At 35.7% G+C, this 18,742-nt stretch carries 16 protein-coding genes and 1 pseudogene; 12 read left to right on the forward strand and 5 right to left on the reverse strand.

Going from position 1 to position 18,742, the window contains the following annotated elements:
• The 10 genes and pseudogenes from LS65_RS10050 to LS65_RS07105 all read left to right on the forward strand — a co-directional run.
• Nucleotides 1–240: pseudogene (locus LS65_RS10050) on the forward strand (MBOAT family O-acyltransferase); the annotation flags it as partial.
• A 94-nt stretch (nucleotides 241–334) separates the two neighbouring features.
• Nucleotides 335–1,291 carry a hypothetical protein gene (locus LS65_RS07065; RefSeq protein WP_138129812.1) on the forward strand — a complete coding sequence of 319 codons (957 nt, stop codon included), beginning with the start codon at nucleotides 335–337 and terminating at the stop codon, nucleotides 1,289–1,291.
• Between the two features lie 104 nt (nucleotides 1,292–1,395).
• Nucleotides 1,396–2,928, forward strand: a complete 1,533-nt coding sequence (gene nhaA, locus LS65_RS07070) for a Na+/H+ antiporter NhaA (protein WP_034362122.1) — start codon at nucleotides 1,396–1,398, stop codon at nucleotides 2,926–2,928.
• Between the two features lie 26 nt (nucleotides 2,929–2,954).
• Nucleotides 2,955–4,280 (forward strand): sodium/proton antiporter NhaA, encoded by a 1,326-nt coding sequence (nhaA, locus tag LS65_RS07075; protein WP_034362123.1) that lies wholly within the window; start codon nucleotides 2,955–2,957, stop codon nucleotides 4,278–4,280.
• Between the two features lie 50 nt (nucleotides 4,281–4,330).
• Nucleotides 4,331–4,630 carry a preprotein translocase subunit YajC gene (gene yajC, locus LS65_RS07080; RefSeq protein WP_034362125.1) on the forward strand — a complete coding sequence of 100 codons (300 nt, stop codon included), beginning with the start codon at nucleotides 4,331–4,333 and terminating at the stop codon, nucleotides 4,628–4,630.
• Nucleotides 4,631–4,759: 129 nt separating this feature from the next.
• Nucleotides 4,760–6,406 carry a protein translocase subunit SecD gene (gene secD, locus LS65_RS07085; protein ID WP_420536999.1) on the forward strand — a complete coding sequence of 549 codons (1,647 nt, stop codon included), beginning with the start codon at nucleotides 4,760–4,762 and terminating at the stop codon, nucleotides 6,404–6,406.
• Nucleotides 6,406–7,377: a protein translocase subunit SecF gene (gene secF / locus LS65_RS07090; RefSeq protein ID WP_034362128.1), complete on the forward strand. Its 972-nt coding sequence runs from the start codon at nucleotides 6,406–6,408 to the stop codon at nucleotides 7,375–7,377. Before secD ends, secF begins: the two co-directional genes overlap by 1 nt.
• 9 nt (nucleotides 7,378–7,386) lie before the next feature.
• On the forward strand, nucleotides 7,387–7,728 hold the full coding sequence (locus LS65_RS07095; RefSeq protein ID WP_034362130.1) for a DUF6394 family protein: 342 nt from the start codon (nucleotides 7,387–7,389) through the stop codon (nucleotides 7,726–7,728).
• 14 nt (nucleotides 7,729–7,742) lie between these two features.
• Nucleotides 7,743–8,456, forward strand: coding sequence for a hypothetical protein (locus tag LS65_RS07100; protein WP_236096674.1), 714 nt, complete (start codon nucleotides 7,743–7,745; stop codon nucleotides 8,454–8,456).
• Nucleotides 8,456–10,534 (forward strand): hypothetical protein, encoded by a 2,079-nt coding sequence (locus LS65_RS07105; protein WP_052061091.1) that lies wholly within the window; start codon nucleotides 8,456–8,458, stop codon nucleotides 10,532–10,534. The genes LS65_RS07100 and LS65_RS07105 overlap by 1 nt, the downstream gene beginning before the upstream one ends.
• Nucleotides 10,535–10,637: 103 nt before the next feature.
• Here LS65_RS07105 and LS65_RS07110 read toward each other — a convergent pair whose 3' ends face one another.
• The 5 genes from LS65_RS07110 to gyrA all read right to left on the reverse strand — a co-directional run bounded on the left by LS65_RS07110 (nucleotide 10,638) and on the right by gyrA (nucleotide 16,392).
• Nucleotides 10,638–11,249 carry a tetratricopeptide repeat protein gene (locus LS65_RS07110; protein ID WP_034362133.1) on the reverse strand — a complete coding sequence of 204 codons (612 nt, stop codon included), beginning with the start codon at nucleotides 11,247–11,249 and terminating at the stop codon, nucleotides 10,638–10,640.
• Nucleotides 11,246–11,896, reverse strand: a complete 651-nt coding sequence (locus tag LS65_RS07115) for a tetratricopeptide repeat protein (protein WP_084707926.1) — start codon at nucleotides 11,894–11,896, stop codon at nucleotides 11,246–11,248. The genes LS65_RS07110 and LS65_RS07115 overlap by 4 nt, the downstream gene beginning before the upstream one ends.
• Before the next feature lie 173 nt (nucleotides 11,897–12,069).
• Nucleotides 12,070–13,401 (reverse strand): sigma-54-dependent transcriptional regulator, encoded by a 1,332-nt coding sequence (locus LS65_RS07120; RefSeq protein ID WP_034362135.1) that lies wholly within the window; start codon nucleotides 13,399–13,401, stop codon nucleotides 12,070–12,072.
• On the reverse strand, nucleotides 13,398–13,880 hold the full coding sequence (locus LS65_RS07125) for a hypothetical protein (RefSeq protein ID WP_034362136.1): 483 nt from the start codon (nucleotides 13,878–13,880) through the stop codon (nucleotides 13,398–13,400). The genes LS65_RS07120 and LS65_RS07125 overlap by 4 nt, the downstream gene beginning before the upstream one ends.
• A 25-nt stretch (nucleotides 13,881–13,905) precedes the next feature.
• Nucleotides 13,906–16,392 (reverse strand): DNA gyrase subunit A, encoded by a 2,487-nt coding sequence (gene gyrA, locus LS65_RS07130; RefSeq protein WP_034362139.1) that lies wholly within the window; start codon nucleotides 16,390–16,392, stop codon nucleotides 13,906–13,908.
• 135 nt (nucleotides 16,393–16,527) lie between these two features.
• Between gyrA and LS65_RS07135 the strand changes: the two genes are divergently transcribed.
• Both LS65_RS07135 and LS65_RS07140 read left to right on the forward strand, forming a co-directional pair.
• The gene (locus LS65_RS07135; protein WP_034362141.1) at nucleotides 16,528–17,157 is read left to right on the forward strand and encodes a LysE family translocator; all 630 of its coding nucleotides are present in this window, start codon (nucleotides 16,528–16,530) and stop codon (nucleotides 17,155–17,157) included.
• Between the two features lie 161 nt (nucleotides 17,158–17,318).
• On the forward strand, nucleotides 17,319–18,725 hold the full coding sequence (locus tag LS65_RS07140) for an alanine/glycine:cation symporter family protein (RefSeq protein WP_034362144.1): 1,407 nt from the start codon (nucleotides 17,319–17,321) through the stop codon (nucleotides 18,723–18,725).
• Nucleotides 18,726–18,742 lie beyond the last annotated feature (17 nt).

Raw genomic sequence — 18,742 nt, forward strand, 5'->3', positions numbered from 1 at the left:
TTACCCTTAAAGGTTCATCGTATGCCTGCACTCTTAGAACATATAGGTGGAAGAAATGATACGATTATTTATATTATCTTAGGGTTTGTGGTGTGTTTGTATTTAAGGGGTAGTGGGGAGAGATTGAAGGATTTTAAAAGCAAATGGACTTTTTTGATATGTGCTTATATGCTATTTATTATAGCTTTTTATCGTATGCAAGATATAGAAGAATCTGTATTTTTGTATTTTAATTTCTAAGTGGGTTTGTATGTTAAAATTTATCATTTCTAAGAATAATATTTCATCAACAACTTTTACTCTTATATTCATATGCTTACTAAGCCTATCTTTTTTGCCTGTAGTGCTTATTAATTATTTTACCGATATATATGGATTAAGAAGCACACACAATAAGCGCGTAGAAAATCTTATCAGTGAAGAAAAATTCCTCTATCCCTTAAGAGTGAAAGCTAAAGCCCCTTATTATGTTGTTGGTACTTCACGCACAAGATACATTGATTATGATAGATTAAGTAAATATTTAGATAAACATTGCATTCGACTTGGTTTATCAAGTGCAATGTTGTATGAATGGATTTTCCTCATTAAAAAAATCAAAGCCAACTCGAGCAATTTTATATTAGGCTTTGATGCTTTTTCGCTCAATATTAATGGATTCGAACCTAAAGATAGGCTCAAAGATTCTTTTAAACAAAGTTTTTCAAATCCATATTTTGGTTTTAAATCCGCAACAAAAGCTATGAAAGAAATATTAAATCTCACTCCATACGATACATTTTTTACAGATTTTGATAAAAAAGAATTTACCTTTACAAAAGAGGAGATTAGGCAAAAAATGTTTGTTGAACAAGATGAAAATCATCTGCATTATAAAAACTTTGATATTGCTTGGGAACAAATTCACACACTCGCGCAACTCACGGATAAAAATGATATAATCATCATTTTTCCTAAATATTATGCGTATTATCATTTTTTTCAAAAATATGATAACATAGAGAGTAAATATTTTGAAGCAATCACATATTTAGTCAAACACACAGACGCAAAAATTTGGATCTTCTATGGAATAAATTCCATTACACTTAATAAGGCAAATTTTGATGATGAGGGGTGGCATTTTAAACCAAAAGTTGGTAAATTAATAATGGCAAGAATCTTTAATGATACAAGTATTGAAGTTCCAGTTGATTTTGGTGTGCTGCTTACAAAAGACAATGTGGAATCTTATCTCTCTTTATTGAACGCACAGATTCAATCCTATCATAACACAAAGTCAAATCCATAATTAATATGTGTATTAAATCTTAACTTTTTTAAGTATAATATAACTTTATAAAACATATACAATCCCCAAACCATAAATATCTTTTTATCAAAGGATTTTACCTTATGCCAGAGGCAATAATCACGCGAAGCCAACCCTCTTATATTAAAGATAAATTGCAAGAATCGCTTAATCGCTTTATCACCCACGAATCTTTTGGTGGAATTCTCCTTGCTGTCTGTATCTTGGCTGCTATGCTTGTTGCAAATTCTCCTTATGCAGATACATATTTTTCATTTTTTCATACTGAATTTGGTATATTTTTTAGCAATTCTACTTTAAAGGTAAGTTTGCAGGATTTTATTAATGATGTGCTGATGTCTTTTTTCTTTTTGCTTGTAGGCTTAGAAATGAAGCGCGAAATGCTCTATGGAGAACTTGCGGGTTTTAGAAAAGTGAGTTTTTCTTTCCTTGCAGCATTTGGAGGCATTATCTGCCCTGTAATGATTTATCTCTACTTCAATATGGGGACGGCATATCAAAGTGGTTTTGGTATTGCTATGAGCACAGACACCGCGTTTGCACTAGGGCTTATTATGCTTCTTGGCGATAGAGTGCCTAAGATTCTAAAAATCTTCCTCGTAACACTTGCTGTGGCTGATGACTTAGGCGCAATTTCGGTTATAGTATTTTTTTATTCCGATCATATCGATATGCAATGGATTTATGCCTCACTCTTCTTAATAGCAATACTTATTTATCTCAATTATCGCGATACAAAATATCTTTCTTTGTATTTTTTAGTAGGTATTTTGCTGTGGATTTGTGTGCATCATAGTGGAATTCACGTAACGATTGCTGCGGTTATTCTCGCTATGGCAATTCCAGGACGCACACGTGTAAATAAAAAATATTTTATTAATATGCTTAAAGAATTTGATAAAATGAAAGTTGCCACAAATGGCTGGGACGATGTGATACAAGCAAAAGAATTAGAAAAAATGGGCTTTTTTAAAGGAGTTTTTAAAAATATTAGAAATTTTATGTCTAAAAATCAAGATATAGAAAAAAAGATTGATATGGTAAAAACCTCACAACTTGTGCATATGCTCGATACTATAGGCACTTATTCTCGCTACGCACAGAATCCCCTTATACGACTTGAAGTTGCTTTGCAACCTTTATGTGCGTATTTTTTTGTCCCTCTTTTTGCTTTTGCAAATGCAGGTGTTGCAATTCATAGTGGCATTGAACTTAGTCTTAATAGTGTAATGCTTGGCACGACTTTGGGTTTAGTGCTGGGTAAGCCTCTTGGCATCATTATATTTTGCTTTTTGGGTGAAAAGCTAAATCTTGCCACACGTCCAAAAGATTTAAACTATACACATATCTTATCGGTAGGATTTATGTCGGGTATTGGTTTTACGATGTCTATATTTGTAGCAAATTTAGCCTATAAAGATGATATACTTAGCATTGATATGTCTAAAATCTCTATCCTTATAGCAAGCTCTATTGCAGCAATACTCGGTCTTCTAGCAGTTTATCTTAGCACGAGAAATCAAGATGAACAATCAAAGAGTATTAATGAAGAAAATGAGCAGCAAAAGATTCAAGATGAGATACAAAAGCTTAAAAATACTCAAAGTGTGATATAAATTCTATTAAAAATAAGGAGAAGCCTATGAAAAAAACAACTAACAAAATATCAGAAACACTTAGCAACTTTATTCAAGCGGAATCATTCAGCGGAATATTCCTATTCTTCTGTGCTCTTAGTGCAATGGTAGTTGCTAATTCTCCTCTATCGCACATTTATAAGGAATTTTGGGAACAACCTTTTGGTTTTAGTTTTGCTGGTGGGTTCTATGGTTTTAGTATTCACGATTGGATTAATGATGTGCTTATGTCAATCTTTTTCCTTATGGTAGGGCTTGAAATCAAACGTGAGTTGCTTTTTGGGGATTTATCTGGATTTCAAAAAGCAGCATTTCCTGTAATTGGTGCTATAGGTGGTATGATTGTGCCGGGTTTAATTTATTATGCACTCAATGTGAATACACCTTCATATCACGGCTTTGGAATCCCAATGGCAACAGACATTGCCTTTGCATTAGGCGTTATCTTACTTCTTGGCAAACGTGTGCCTTTGGCACTAAAAGTATTTCTTGTAACACTTGCTGTGGCTGATGACTTAGGTGCAATCGCTGTGATTGCTATATTCTATCCATCGCCTGAAGGCTTACATCTTTCATTTTTGCTTATGGCAGTAGGGATCATAGGCATACTTAGTTTTTTAAATTATATTGGTGTGCGCCATTTGGGAATATATATAGGCATTGGTATCATACTTTGGTTTTGTGTGCATCACGGAGGGATTCACGCGACTATTGCTGCTGTAGCTTTAGCTTTTTGCATCCCTGTAAAACCAAAAATTGAGAGTAAAGAATTTATCGAAGTCGTGCAGCAAATGATTAAAATTTTTGCCAACAAGGATAAAGAACGTAAAAATATTTTGCTTGATACAGAGCAGATGAGTGCGATTGACAGCGTAGGAAGGGATTTTGTAAAGGTGCAAAATCCACTTTTGCGCTTAGAACACGCATTACAACCCTTATGTGCTTTTATCATTATGCCACTTTTTGCTTTTGCAAATGCAGGTGTGGATATACGCGGAGAGGTTAATTTCCACATTGACCATATTATGCTTGGCATTATGCTTGGACTTGTTGTGGGTAAGCCTGTGGGTATTTTAGGTTTAACTTTTTTATGCGAAAAATGCAAAATCGCCGCTCGTCCAGAAGGTGTAACTTGGAGTCATATCTTTGGTGCAGGTATGCTTGCAGGTATTGGATTTACGATGTCAATGTTTGTATCAAATCTTGCTTTTGATGATATTTACTCTACAGATGTTTCAAAAATAGCAATTTTACTCGCTTCAAGCATTGCAGGGATATTAGGTTCATTGTTTTTGATTATCAATCATCAAATTGGCAAAGCTAAATCTTAACTATTCTTGGATAGAATTCACTACTTTAATTTTAATACAAAGGACTACATATGGCAGAACAAGGTGGAGCACAAGAAGTAATAATGTCATTACTTCCCATTGTATTTTTTATAGCTATTTTTTATCTTCTACTTATTCGCCCAGCAAATGTCAAGCGCAAAAAACATCAAGAAATGATTGATGCTTTGCAAAAGGGAGATAAAATTATTACTACAGGTGGGCTTATTTGTGAAATTGTCAAGCCTGAAAAAACATTTTTTAGTGTGCGCTTAAATGATGATACGATTGTGCGTCTCTCACGGGAGTTTATCGCTTATAAACTTGATGAAAATGAGACACAAGAATCATAATTTCAAGAACATAACATAATGACAAAACAACATACTCAATCCACCCATAGCAGTCTAAATTATAGACTTTGGGTGCTTATTATTGCCACGATACTTGGCATTATCTTTAGTCTGCCATCTTTTACAGATATGGGTGGGCGCAAAATATCACTTGGACTTGATTTACAAGGGGGTCTCAATCTTCTTTTAGGTGTCAAGACACAAGAAGCAATCAATGCGCGTTTTTCTTCTCTTGCTTCACAAATTGATTTTGAAACTAAACGCAAAAAAATTCTTATTGACAACCTTAAGGTCAATGAAAATAATGTTAGTTTTGAGCTTTTTGATAGTGATGAAAAATCACAGCTTGAAAGAATTCTCTCCGATATTAGTGGTTTGCAAATCAATGAAAATGATGGTAAATATCTCATTTATTTTACTCCTACATATGAAGAAGAAATAAAAAATAATGCACTTCAACAAGCTATTGGCACTATACGCAATAGACTTGATGAGTTTGGTTTGAGTGAGCCAAGCGTAACACAACAAGGACAAGACAATATTCTCGTGCAATTACCCGGTATCAAAACCTTGCAAGAAGAGCAAAGAGCGAGAGATTTGATAGCTAAGCCCGCACATTTGCAAATGATGGCAGTTGATGAGGAGCGCAATGCACGAGTAAGCACAATGAGTGAGCTTGAAGCGCAAAAATATAATGATGTTATCTTACCTTTTGCAAATTCAAGCGAAATGCAAAAACTTGAAAAAAAACTCCTTATCTTACAAGAGCAACTCTCCGCCGCAGATTCTACACAACGCACACAGCTTGAGGGAAATATTGCTGCATTAGAACAAGAAATACGTGCCAAAAAAGCCCAATCAAATCAAGTTATCTTGCTTAAAGCAATCCCTATACTTGATGGTTCAATGCTTACAGATGCACGTGCTGCATTTGACCAAAACAATCAACCCATTGTTAGTTTCAACCTTGATTCTAAAGGCGCAAAAATTTTTGGTGAATTTTCAGGAGCAAATATTGGTAAGCGTATGGCAATTGTGCTTGATGGCAAGGTATATTCTGCTCCAGTAATACGCGATAGAATCGGCGGAGGTAGCGGGCAAATTAGCGGTGGCTTTAGCGTAGAGGAAGCAACTGATTTAGCGATTGCACTTAAAAGTGGGGCTTTGCCTGCGCCTATGGAAGTGCTTGAAAAACGAAGTGTAGGACCAAGCTTAGGTGAAGATTCTATAAAAGCCTCACTCATTGCGCTCATAAGTGGCTTTGCCCTCGTTGTTATCTTTATGATAATGTATTACGCCCTTGCAGGTGTGATTGCAGTTATAGCACTTTTTGTAAATATCGTGCTTATTATTGCAGTTATGGCATTTTTTGGAGCGACATTAACATTACCCGGTATGGCTGGAATCGTGCTTACCGTGGGTATGGCGGTAGATGCAAATATCATTATTAATGAGAGAATCCGTGAGGCATTGCGTTCAGGATTTGGTATAGCAAAATCCATAGAAATGGGCTACGCAAACGCTTCTCGAGCAATTTTTGATTCTAACCTCACCACACTTATCGCCGCTCTTTTACTCTATGCTTTTGGCACAGGTGCTATTAAAGGTTTTGCTATCACAATGGGTATTGGTATTAGCGCATCTATCTTAACAGCAATTATTGGCACACACGGCATTTATCAGGCTATTTTAAGTTGGATTCTAAAAAGTGGAAATCTACCTTTATGGTTTGGCATTACCCTACCTCAACAAGAAGTGCATAAAAGGGCAAAGTAATGGAAATTTTAAAGAAAGTAAAAGTATATGATTTTGTAAAATATAGCTTCTATGGCTTAATATTTTCTAGTATTTTAATTGTTGCCTCACTTGTATTACTAGGCGTGAAAGGATTTAATCTAGGTATTGATTTTGCTGGTGGTTCTGTTGTGCAGCTTCAATACGCACAAGCTGCACCACTAGCACAAATCCGCACACTTCTTGCACAAGATGAACGATTTAAAAACTCTCAAGTAAGTGAATTTGGCTCAAAAGAAGAAGTGCTCTTAAAAATACCTTATACCCCCCTAGATGTGAATGAGGATATTTCAGAGGATATTCTCACACTTTTAGAATCAAGTGGAAATTTTGAGCTTCGCAGAATGGATTCTGTGGGTCCAAAAGTAGGCGATGAACTCAAACAAAATGGCATTATCGCACTTACTCTTGCTCTTATAGCAATGATGGTTTATATCTCATTTCGCTATGAATGGCGATTTTCTCTCGCTGGTGTCCTTGCACTCATACACGATGTGATTATCGTATCAGGTGTAGTAATACTTGCAGGAGTAGATTTTAACCTTGATGTATTAGCAGCATTACTAACGATTATAGGCTATTCTATCAACGATACAATCATTATCTTTGATAGAATCCGTGAGCAAATGATGATAAAGCGTCAAAAAGATATGGCGTATGTAATTAATGAGGCTGTCTCCTGCACACTCTCACGCACACTTCTTACTTCCCTCACAGTCTTTTTTGTAGTGCTTACACTCTATCTTTTTGGCGGAGAGATTATCATAGGTTTCTCACTTCCTATGCTCGTAGGAGTCATTGTAGCTACTTATAGCTCAATGTTTGTTGCACCGCGCTTAGCCATACTCTTTGGTTTTAACCTAGATGAATATTATAAAAGAGAAAGCAATAAACTCAAAAGGGCAGAAGAAAAAAAGCGATTACGTGCAATGTATGAGCAAGGAACTATATAAGGAGCAACAATGGATTGGGGTAAAGTCTTTTTTGTATTTTTTAGTTTAATGAGCCTAACTTTTACATTAGGTTTTTTGTATGAAAGTAATATCATTATACTTTTTATAGCTACAGCAATTAATTTTATTGCGACAACTTTACGCATAGGTGTCAAGACAAGTCTTTCAGCCGAACTTTTTGCAAGCTCACTTGTGGCAGATTTTCATCTCATACCTGCTTTTGTATTTTTGCAAGTTTTTGGTGATATTGAAATGGCTACTGCACTCGTCATAGGTGCAGTAGTAGCAAATTTGTTTTCTATTGTTTTACTTTGTATTGGTGGAGCAAAAAATAAGGAGAGTGATTACTAGATTAAAGGCTAGATATGAAATACACCAAACGCACAATATGCAAAGCTCTACTCTCTATAATAGTTTTTGCATACAATGGTATTTTCACAGCCTGTGCAACTTATGAGCTACAAGTAGCAAATGTAAGTATGTATCACGATGGTGTGCAAATTGCAGATTCTATTAAAGCAAAAAGCAAAGTGCGCCTTGAAGTGGGACAAACACTTGTAGGAAGTGCAAATGTAGTGCCTTTGGCACTTTTTATCTCTGCTGTAAATCTCTCTACACAAAATGTAATCTTTGATAAAAGCAACATTGTGCTTTACCAGCATCAAAAAATTATTGCACCTCTTAATGAAAAGGAATTAAAAGGACAAAATCTAGATTTAGGATATATTATAGAATCTTATCATCTCTTTATCCCATCTGCACCTATGCCAAGCCAACCTATGAGCATACCGATTATCTATCGAGGATATATGGGCGGATTCTATATATATGATGAGATGATTTTTTCTGCACGCGAGAGAATACGCCGCCAAATCGAGCTTGATGAGCAAAGAATGAGGCGCGCAATTATCCTCTCAAGTATGCTTCAAAAAAACACACTTGAGCCAAAAAGTGCGCCACGAGGAGGTTTTATGATATACTCACCCTCTTCTTTACAAAAAGGACAAGCCGAACTTAAAGTGCGTGTCGGTGAAGATGAGCATATTTTTATTTTAAATCTTAAAAGTAAGGGGAAATAATGAAAAGAGCTTGTTTGGATATGTTATTAATTATCTTTATAGGTATTAGCTTTATTGCTTGTAGTGATAAAACCGATGAAAATTCGACACAACACCAAATACACTCCTCAATTGCACTAGAGGGAGAAGACAATCTTCATCTCCTTATGAAGAAGATTCTCACATATTATCAACCATTAAAAACAAGCCTAGAATCGCTTTTGCCTCAAAATCTTGAAGAGACACATAAACATAAATTTATGCCTGTGGAAGATAAAAAAAATGAAGTTACACAACTCCTTTGGCACGCATTTGAGCAAAATCAATCCCATCAAATTGAAATTGCTACACTTGAAAAGGCACTAGGATTAATGCAAGAATGGAGCGTGCTTTGTGCCTCGGCTAAACCTTATATGCAGATTCCTTTACTTGAAAAATATGACACACAAATTGCCATAGCTCTTAGCCTTTTATTTTTAAACAACAATAAAGGTGATAGCACCACTCTAAATAGCCTACTTGAAGGGCAATATCAAGATGCAAAAAATAGCGGCGAGCTAAGCACGATTATAGAATCTCAAATCCAAGTGCGACTTTTAGCACTCTATGGGTTATATCATCTTGATTCCATCAATCAGAGTATGGAACATTTAGCAAGTCATAAGGTGCGTATGAGTCTCGAGAGAGATTTAGAGCAATATAAAGATTTTTTAGTAGCAGAACATTATACACTTTACCAAAAAGCCTTAGCACTCCTTAAAAATGAGATTCTCAAACATCAAGCACCCATAGACAAAATCTTTACAAAAATCTTGCAATATCCACATTATTCCGACCCATCTTTAATCGACCGCGATGATGTATATTTACATATTGAACGCATAACAAATGCTTACGAGTTACTCAAAGCGCACAATATCCGCTCTCCACTTGCACAAGAGATTATTAATATCGCACAAAACCCCTTGAAAAATGTCTATAGTGAAACACTTATGACGCATTATCTTTATGGGCTTGATTATTTAAGCTTGGCACTTTTGGGTGAAAATATACAAGGTAATTTGCCTTTAGCACTAGAATATTTACAGCAGGATTTTCACACATTTCAAATTACGCAGCACCGCTTTGATGCACCTTTATTTCAAAACTATATGGCTTCTTTTATTATAGGGGCTTATATTTTGGCTCATTTTTATGAAAATGAAGTATATTTTGATGAATTATTGCGTTCAGCTAAAACAGAATTAGCTCATTATAGAGATGTAATGTCTAGTGATGATATAGAAAATTATGAGGATGCACTCTTTCTCCTAGATAAAACTGATAGAAGCAAATTTTTATCCATCAATCTTGCAGATTCTAAACCAACAGATGAAGCAGGATATATCAAAGTCCAACTCATACTCTCTCCCCAAGAAATAGCACAAATTAATAGCCTTATTGCAAAAGAAAAAGAAACTCTTGAACAAGGGACAAAAATGTGCCTCACTCCGCTAGAAGCAAAATTTATGCTTTCGCTTACCTATCAAGCTTATAAGACACAAGGCTTTGAAGGAGTGGCACCTGAAATGTTTCGTATTCGCCTCGGTGAAGTTTTTGATATCAACTCTATTTACAATACTCCTCTTGCACGACATTTGATTGATTTTGATTTTTTTATGCTTTTGGGCGTAGCAGATAAACAATGCTATGCACAAAATGAAGATATTAATAATGTCCTCACCACTCTTGAAGCAAAAGAGAATATTTGTGGCTATAATGTGTATTTTGATAAAGAAAATGGTTTTATGACAGATAAGATTCTCCCCTCTCAGATTCTAGAGCAAACTGCAGATGGAAATATATATTATCGTATAAATATTGCAGATATGAATCTTAATGCTTTTATATTCCGTAATGATGAGATTGCGCTTCAAGCACTGAAAGATTCTCAAGATATAGGAGAGCTTTTACCCACTCTTCTTGCATTTTTTCCTTACATCAAAGATTATTTAGATAATCGCATTTCATCTAATGGAGCGCAGATATTACTTGACAAAGCAAAATTAAAGCCTTGCAAGATAGAAAATGACACAAGCCATTTTTCCTATTATCAATAAATGAGATTCTTTATTTTCAAATAATGTTAATTGAATTTTAGCTCAAAAGTTGCAAAGACCACTTAAATGAATGTAATGAGAGCAAAGATATAAGATAAAAATCTCACTTATGTAGTTGATAATATAAATCACAACCTTCTTGGTATCCCATTTCACACGCTTGAGCATAAAAGCTAAGTGCGACTTCTTTGTTCCTTGCCACTCCCTTACCTTTTGCATACATATTACCTAGATTCATACACCCTGCGATACTTCCACCCATACACGCACGGCTGTATAAAGACATTGCGTCTGTATAGCTTTTACTTACAAATTTACCCTCCTCACTTAGCGCACCAAGATTATTACATCCATCGGGTTCAGCACGAGAACAAGCTAAGCGATAAAGCTGCACACTCACGCTATAATTTTGCTTGACACCGAGTCCATTTTGATACAAGATTCCAAGATTACTGCACGCCTTAAGCATACCACCATCACAAGCAATCTTATAGTATTGGGCTGCTTTAGCATACCATTGCACACCATTCTCACCTTTCATATATTCGTATGCAGCAAGATAGCAATCATTCATCACACCTTCGTTACAGCCTGTTATGTAAGGAGAAGTTCGTTTAAGCATATCCACACTTTCATAATGATTCATATTTTCATCAGCAAGATAAGCTCCAAGACTTATATTTAAAGCTATGCCAAGTATCGTAAAGATTCTCATTGCTCCCCCTTAAGATTAAGTGCTTTGTAAGAATCACAACCATCTTGTGAGCCAAAATCACACGCTAATCCATAATATTCCATTGCTTTTTGTTTATCTTTTTTAACACCTTTGCCTTGATACAAAAGCTCTGCTAGATTGTAGCACGCCCTATCATCTCGTGCCAAACACGCATCAGTATAATATACTCCTGCTTGTTTATAATTTCTTTTCACACCTAAGCCCTCTTCAAACATTACACCTACATTATTACACGCCCTCCCATAGCCACTTTGGCAAGATTGTGCATAAAGATTCAAGGCAAGTTCATAATCCTGCCTCACGCCTAAACCAAAATGATGTAAGATTCCAAGTGAATTACACGATTGATAGAATCCTCCACTACACGCCTTGTGATAATAACTCGCACTCATTGAATAATTTTGTGCAACACCACTTCCCTGAAAATAAAGAGTTCCAATAGCGTGGCAAGCACCCATATTGTCATCATAGCACGCATTTTCATACAGCCTAATAGCATTGCTTAACTCACCTTTTCTCCACGCTTCATAAGCTTTGTGCAGTGAAGTTTGCGAGTTTGACGCACACAAAGGCTGTGTGATAGTTATTCCTATAAAGATAAACATAAGACTACAAAACCTGACCATTATACAAGCCCTTTGTATTTGATTTTAGAATCTTGTATGCTAAAAGCGTTCCTTTTTGCAATTTTGATATTACAAAAACTATTGTAAATCCATTAAATACACTTTAACTGCACTTTGTTATTTTTCTCATTTTTGCCTCTCTATATTTTCTATTTGATACCATTCATCTATGCCTAAATCCCATAACGCGCAATTTTGTGTCGTAAAAGCTCCACACTCATACCAAGCATATCACTTGCCCTTTGCAAGTCATTCGCACATTCTTTGAGAATCTGCGTAATAAGTTCTTTTTCAAGTGCGGCAATTGTGTTTGGCTCATCATTATTTTTCTGTATATTTACACTACCAAAAGCTTTTGTGCGAGATTCTAAAAATAAATCTTTAATACTGATTTCATCACTATCGCTCAAAATCCCAGCCCTCTCCACAACAGATAAAAGCTCACGCACATTACCATACCATTCGTATGCTAAAAGCGCATCTTTAGCTTCCTGTGAAAACTTTTTTTGAGGCAAATCATATTGTGCGCACACAGATTCTAATTTCCATTCACTCAAGGGCAAAATTTCTTCCTTACGTTCTTTAAGTGAAGGTATAGGTAAAGGTATGGTTTGTAGCCTAAAAAACAAATCCTCTCGAAACTCATTTTTAGCAATTTTTGCCTGTATATCAGCATTTGTAGCAGAAATAAAACGCACATCAATTTTTATAGGCTTTGAGCTTCCTAAACGCGTAAGAGTTTTTTCTTGCAAGACACGCAATAGTTTTGCCTGTAATGCAAGAGGCATTTCTCCAATCTCATCTAAAAATACACTGCCTCCATTAGCAGATTCTAAAATGCCTGGCTTTGGGCTTGTAGCATCGGTAAAAGCACCTTTTTCATAACCAAAAAGCTCTGATTCTAATAAATGTTCAGGAATTGCAGCCATATTAAGTGCAACAAAAGGTGCTTGAGCGCGATGAGAATTGCGATGAATAAAATGTGCAAACACATCTTTGCCTACACCACTCTGCCCTAAAAGCAAAACACTTGCATCGGTTTTTGCAACCTTAAGTGCTAAGACTTTGCATTCTTCAAGCTTTGGGGAAGAGGCGATAAAATCTTTGTGGTCTGCTGTATGCTTAGGTGCGGATTTTTGTGTTTTTTGTGCAAATTGTGCAGCCTTACTACTACGTTTGATAGCCTGAATAAGTTCTTCAATCTCAAATCCCTTGATAAGAAAATCCTTTACACCTAGTCGTATAGATTTAATTGCATTTTGCACAGAAGCATTCCCTGTGATGACAATAGCCTCATATTTTCCATTAAGTTCTTGCAAAAAGCTCAAGCCGTCCATTTGGGGCATATTAATATCAGTGATGATGAGCTCAAAACTTTCATCAAGTTTTTTTAAGGCATCTTTTGGATTCTTAAAACTCACAATCTCGTATTCCGGATAGTCTTCAAATGCTGTTTCCAATGATTTACGATAATTAATATCATCTTCTACGATTGCTATTTTCATACCTGCCCCTTTGATAAGATTTTCATCATAATGCTTTTATCTACAAGCTTTGCCTTAATCCTTGTAGGTGCAATTTCAAGGCTCACACGTGATCTTAAAGCATTATTCCTCCCACTTGTAGATTCACGAATATGCACTTCATACGCATAAAGACATTCTAATACCTGTTCTTTTTCTTGCTTAAGAATGCTTGTAATAAAATAAGGCATATCGTCCATAATAGGATATTTACTTGCATCAATTTCACATTGTGCAGCAACTTTATAGCCTTTTTCACCTTGATAATTCATCACGTGAGATACGCGATAAAGTTCCTTTAAAGCGACATTGTCCCTACTTATCATTTTATAAGAAATAAGTAATTCCACCTCAACATCTTCAAAAGATTCGTTATAAGGAATGTTATCAAGCTCATTTGCTCTCCCTATCCCATTCAATATGCTCACACACAAAAGAAATATCAAGAGTTGAAAACGCATTTATAACTACTCCTTATCCTATTTGTTAATCTATATTCAAACCTTCACTCCCTTCTTCATCACCCATATCTTCTTCTTTTGACTCTTTAGGACAAACATTCGCATAAGCCACTTTATCCTTACCTACATTGACAATTCTCACACCACTTGTATTGCGCCCCGCTTCTCTAATAGCCTCCGTATCCACACGAATCATTTTACCCGAACTTGTAAGCACCATCAAATCCATATTTTCATCATTAATATTTACTACACTCACAAGTTTCCCTGTTTTTGTGGTAAGTTTTTGGACAATTACACCTTTGCCTGCACGAGATTGCAAACGATATTCTCCCGCTAAGGTTTGTTTGCCAATACCTTGCTCACTTACCGTTAAAAGCTTATCTGTATCACTTGTGATAGTTGTAGCTGCAATGACATAATCCTTATTTGCTTTAAACTTAATGCCTGTTACCCCACGACTTACACGCCCAATCTCACGCAACTCCTCAATACCAAAACGGATACACATACCTTGATGAGTTGCGATGAATAACTCTTTTACGTTTGAATCTATAATATGTGCTGTTACAAGCTCATCATTTTCATCAAGATTAATCGCCCTCACGCCCACACTACGAATATTGCCATACTCTTTTAGATTTGTGCGCTTTACGATACCATTTTTCGTAAAAAATACAAGTGATTTATCTTCATTGAAGTCTGTCGTTGTAATAGTCGCCATAATCTTTTCATCAGACTGGAGATTGATAAGATTCACAACTGCCTTACCAATAGCTGTGCGCCCTGCTTCTGGAATCTTATAGACTTTAAGCCAATAGAGCTGTCCTTTATTTGTTACAAACATAATTGTATCGTGTGTGTTTGCCACAAAGAAAGATTCTATAAAGTCATCATCGTGTGTATTACCGCTTATCTTACCCTTTCCACCACGATTTTGCTTTTCATAAGTTTTGAGTAATACTCGCTTGACATAGCCTCTATGGCTCATTGTAACTACAACTTTTTCATTAGGGATTAAATCTTCTACATCAATAGCATCATAATCCTCTTCAATTTGTGTGCGCCTTTTGGTGCTAAATTTTTCCTTTATCTCTAAAAGCTCTTCTTTAACAATGCTCTTAAGCTTTTCTTCACTTTTGAGAATAGATTCTAGATAAGCAATTTGTGCTTGAAGCTGGGCATATTCCTCATTAATCTTATCTCTCTCTAAGCCTGTAAGTCTCTGCAAACGCATTTCAAGTATAGCCTTAGCTTGCAATTCGCTCAATTTAAATTTAGACACAAGTGCATTTTTTGCCTCATCAGCATCTTTTGAAGCGCGGATAGTCTTAATAACTTCATCAATATTGTCAAGCGCAATAATAAGCCCCTCTAAAATATGTGCCCTAGCCTTTGCCTTTTCAAGTTCGAAAATACTCCTACGAATAATAATCGTCTTACGATGGGCAATAAAAATCTGTAAGAGTTCAAGGAGGTTAAAAATTTTTGGCTCTTTATTATTAATTGCAAGAAGAATGATACCAAAAGTGCTTTCCATCGTTGTAGATTTGAAAAGATGATTAAGCACAATCTCGCTCATTGCATCTCTTTTTAATTCAATAACAACCCGTATGCCTTCCCTATCACTTTCATCACGCACTTCTGAAATACCATCAATGATTTTCTCTTTTGCAAGTTCTGAAATTTGCTCTACAAGCTTTGCTTTATTAACCTGATAAGGCACCTCATCAACGACAATTACATCTTTTGTTTTAGTTTTCTCAATATGCACTTTTGCACGCACGCGTATGCGCCCACGCCCTGTGCGATAAGCCTCTAAAATCCCTGCTTTACCATAGATAATCCCACCTGTTGGAAAATCTGGTCCCTGCACAATATGAAGCACATCTTCTACGTTTCGTGTATCATTATCAATCACATACACCAGAGCATCTATGATTTCATCAATGCGATGAGGAGGGATAGAAGTTGCCATACCCACTGCAATACCACTTGAACCATTCACAAGCAAATTTGGGAATCGTGTGGGAAGCACATCTGGCTCATTGAGTGTGTTATCATAGTTTGGCACAAACTCCACGGTATCCTTATCAATATCGCGGAGCATTTCCTCACTTGCATTTGTCATACGAGCCTCTGTATAACGCATAGCTGCAGCTCCATCGCCATCAATACTACCAAAGTTACCTTGTCCATCGACAAGTTCAAGTCGCATTGAAAAATCCTGTGCCATACGCACAAGTGCATCATAAACTGCTGTATCTCCGTGTGGGTGGTATTTACCAATCACATCACCTACAATTCTTGCACTTTTTTTATAAGGACGACGAGGCGAGAGACTAAGCTCATTCATTGCATATAATATTCTCCTATGCACGGGCTTTAAGCCATCTTTTGCATCGGGCAATGCCCTGCCTACAATTACACTCATAGAATAATCAAGATAGCTCTCTTTAATAGAATCATCAATTTTTACATCTATGCTATTATTTTCTATAATACTCTCCATTGCTACATTGCTCCAAACAAGGTTTTCAAAACCTAATATTTTAGCCCAAATTCGCTAAAAATAGGCTTACTTTTAAGCAAAAGTTTATATAATTTATTGCCTTGATAATACATCTTACAATAGAGAATCTTAAAAATGGAAATAGTGGAAAAAATTATTCTTTTATGCCTTATAGGATTTTTTGCCGCAATCACACCTGGACCTGATATACTTCTTACAATTAAAACAACTTTGCGTTTTGGTGCATTTCAGGCTTTTAAGGTTTTACTTGGTATTGCAAGTGGCTGGTGCTTATATCTTGTATTTATTTATATGGGGCTAAGTCATTGGCTCAATACCCCTATCACACAACTCATTCTTAGCCTTATTGGTGGTAGTTATCTACTCTATCTAGGATTCCTTATGCTCACAATAAAAGAGGAAAATTACAACCTAGCAGAATCTCCACAAACACAAAAAGATGGTTATCTACAAGGCTTAATCATTAATCTTTCTAATCCTAAAGCAATCTTATTTTTTATGTTTTTGGTTACACCATTTATTGATGAAGGTATGGAATTAGGTTTAATTGCCCTATGGTGTTCGCTTTTTATAGCCTTTGTATCTGTAATAGTATGTGCAAGTATAGCAAGAAATTATATCAACACACACACCTTTATAATCATTGATAGAATTTGTGGATTACTTTTTGTATGCTTTTCGTGGCTTTTGTATTTTGAATTTGGCGAGTTGTTAATAAGTATAAATGTTTCTATTATTATGTAACATTTTATCAATAGAATCTATAAACACTACATTCCATAATAGTATAAAAGTAACATTTATACTATTATCCACCCCCTTACTTTCTTTAATAAAATATAAAAATATTTTATTATCCATTGAATTGTAAAATAACTGCAAATGGCTTATTTCAAAGGAACATAATGGATACTTTCTCTAACATAATCGATACCACAAATGGATTCTTATATACCTATTGGCTGATTTTTGGATTAATTGCTTGTGGTTTATACCTCACCATTCGCACAAGATTCATTCAGGTGCGTTTTCTTAAAGATGCTTTTAAAGTGCTTAATGAGCGCAGCCATCAGCAACACATCTCACCTTTTGGTGCTTTAATGATTTCTACCGCTTCACGCGTAGGCATTGGTAATATTGTAGGGGTGTCAATCGCTATTGTAAGTGGTGGTGTAGGTGCATTATTCTGGATGTGGATAACTGCCCTTGTAGGTGGAGCAAGTGCCTTTGTAGAATCTACCCTCGCACAAGTGTATAAACGCAAAGATGGCGAACATCGCTATAAAGGTGGTCCCGCTTATTATATTGAAACAGCCTTACATTCTCGCACATTTGGTATTATTTTTGCCATTTCACTTATTTTGTGCTTTACTTATGGATTCAATGGTTTGCAAGCCTACACACTTACATCAGCTTTTGAAGTTTTTGTAGGCAATGAAGTATTTAACGAGGGGGGGGGCTTTACTACCTTTGTCGGACTTATTCTAGCTGCTCTTGTATCATTCTTTTTCTTTGGTGGAGGGAAAAGTTCCGCCACGATCTCATCAATTCTTGTCCCTATTATGGCTTTTGGCTATCTTATAGTAGCACTTATTGTTATTGGTATGAATATTGAGAAAATTCCTGCAATTTTTAACAATATCTTACAAGAAGCTTTTAATTTTGAGGCTATTTTTAGTGGCTTTGCAGGAAGTGCGATTGTCATTGGGATAAAACGAGGATTATTCTCCAATGAAGCAGGTATGGGTTCTGCTCCAAATGCTGCAGCAGCTGCACACACAAGCCACCCAGCTAAACAAGGTATGGTGCAAACACTCTCTGTTTTTATTGATACATTAATTATTTGCTCTGCAAGTGCCTTTATGGTGCTATGCTCTGATTTAAGCAACACGAGCGAACTAAAAGGTATGATACTTATGCAAAGTGTAATGCAGGATTATTTTGGCACTTTTGGCTTACTCTTTGTCAGCATTGCTATTGTGCTTTTTGCCTTTACTTCACTTATTGGAAATTACTTTTATGCGGAGGCAAATTTTAAATTTATCACAAACAATAAACTCGCTTTACAAATATTTCGCTTTTCTGCGGTAGCAATGGTTTTTATTGGCGCGCAGCTTAATCTTCAACTTGCGTGGGATTTAGCTGATATTTTTATGGGCTTTATGGCAAGTGTTAATATCATTGCCATTTTACTTTTAAGTAATATTGCCATCAAAGTGCTTAAAGATTATGAAAAACAATGCAAAGAAGGCAAAAATCCTGTCTTTAAAGCCACTGATGTAGGAATCACAAATACAGAGTATTGGAAATAAATTGCTTATCACAAACC

The sequence above is a fragment of the Helicobacter japonicus genome (genome assembly GCF_000762845.2).
GTDB lineage: Bacteria > Campylobacterota > Campylobacteria > Campylobacterales > Helicobacteraceae > Helicobacter_C > Helicobacter_C japonicus.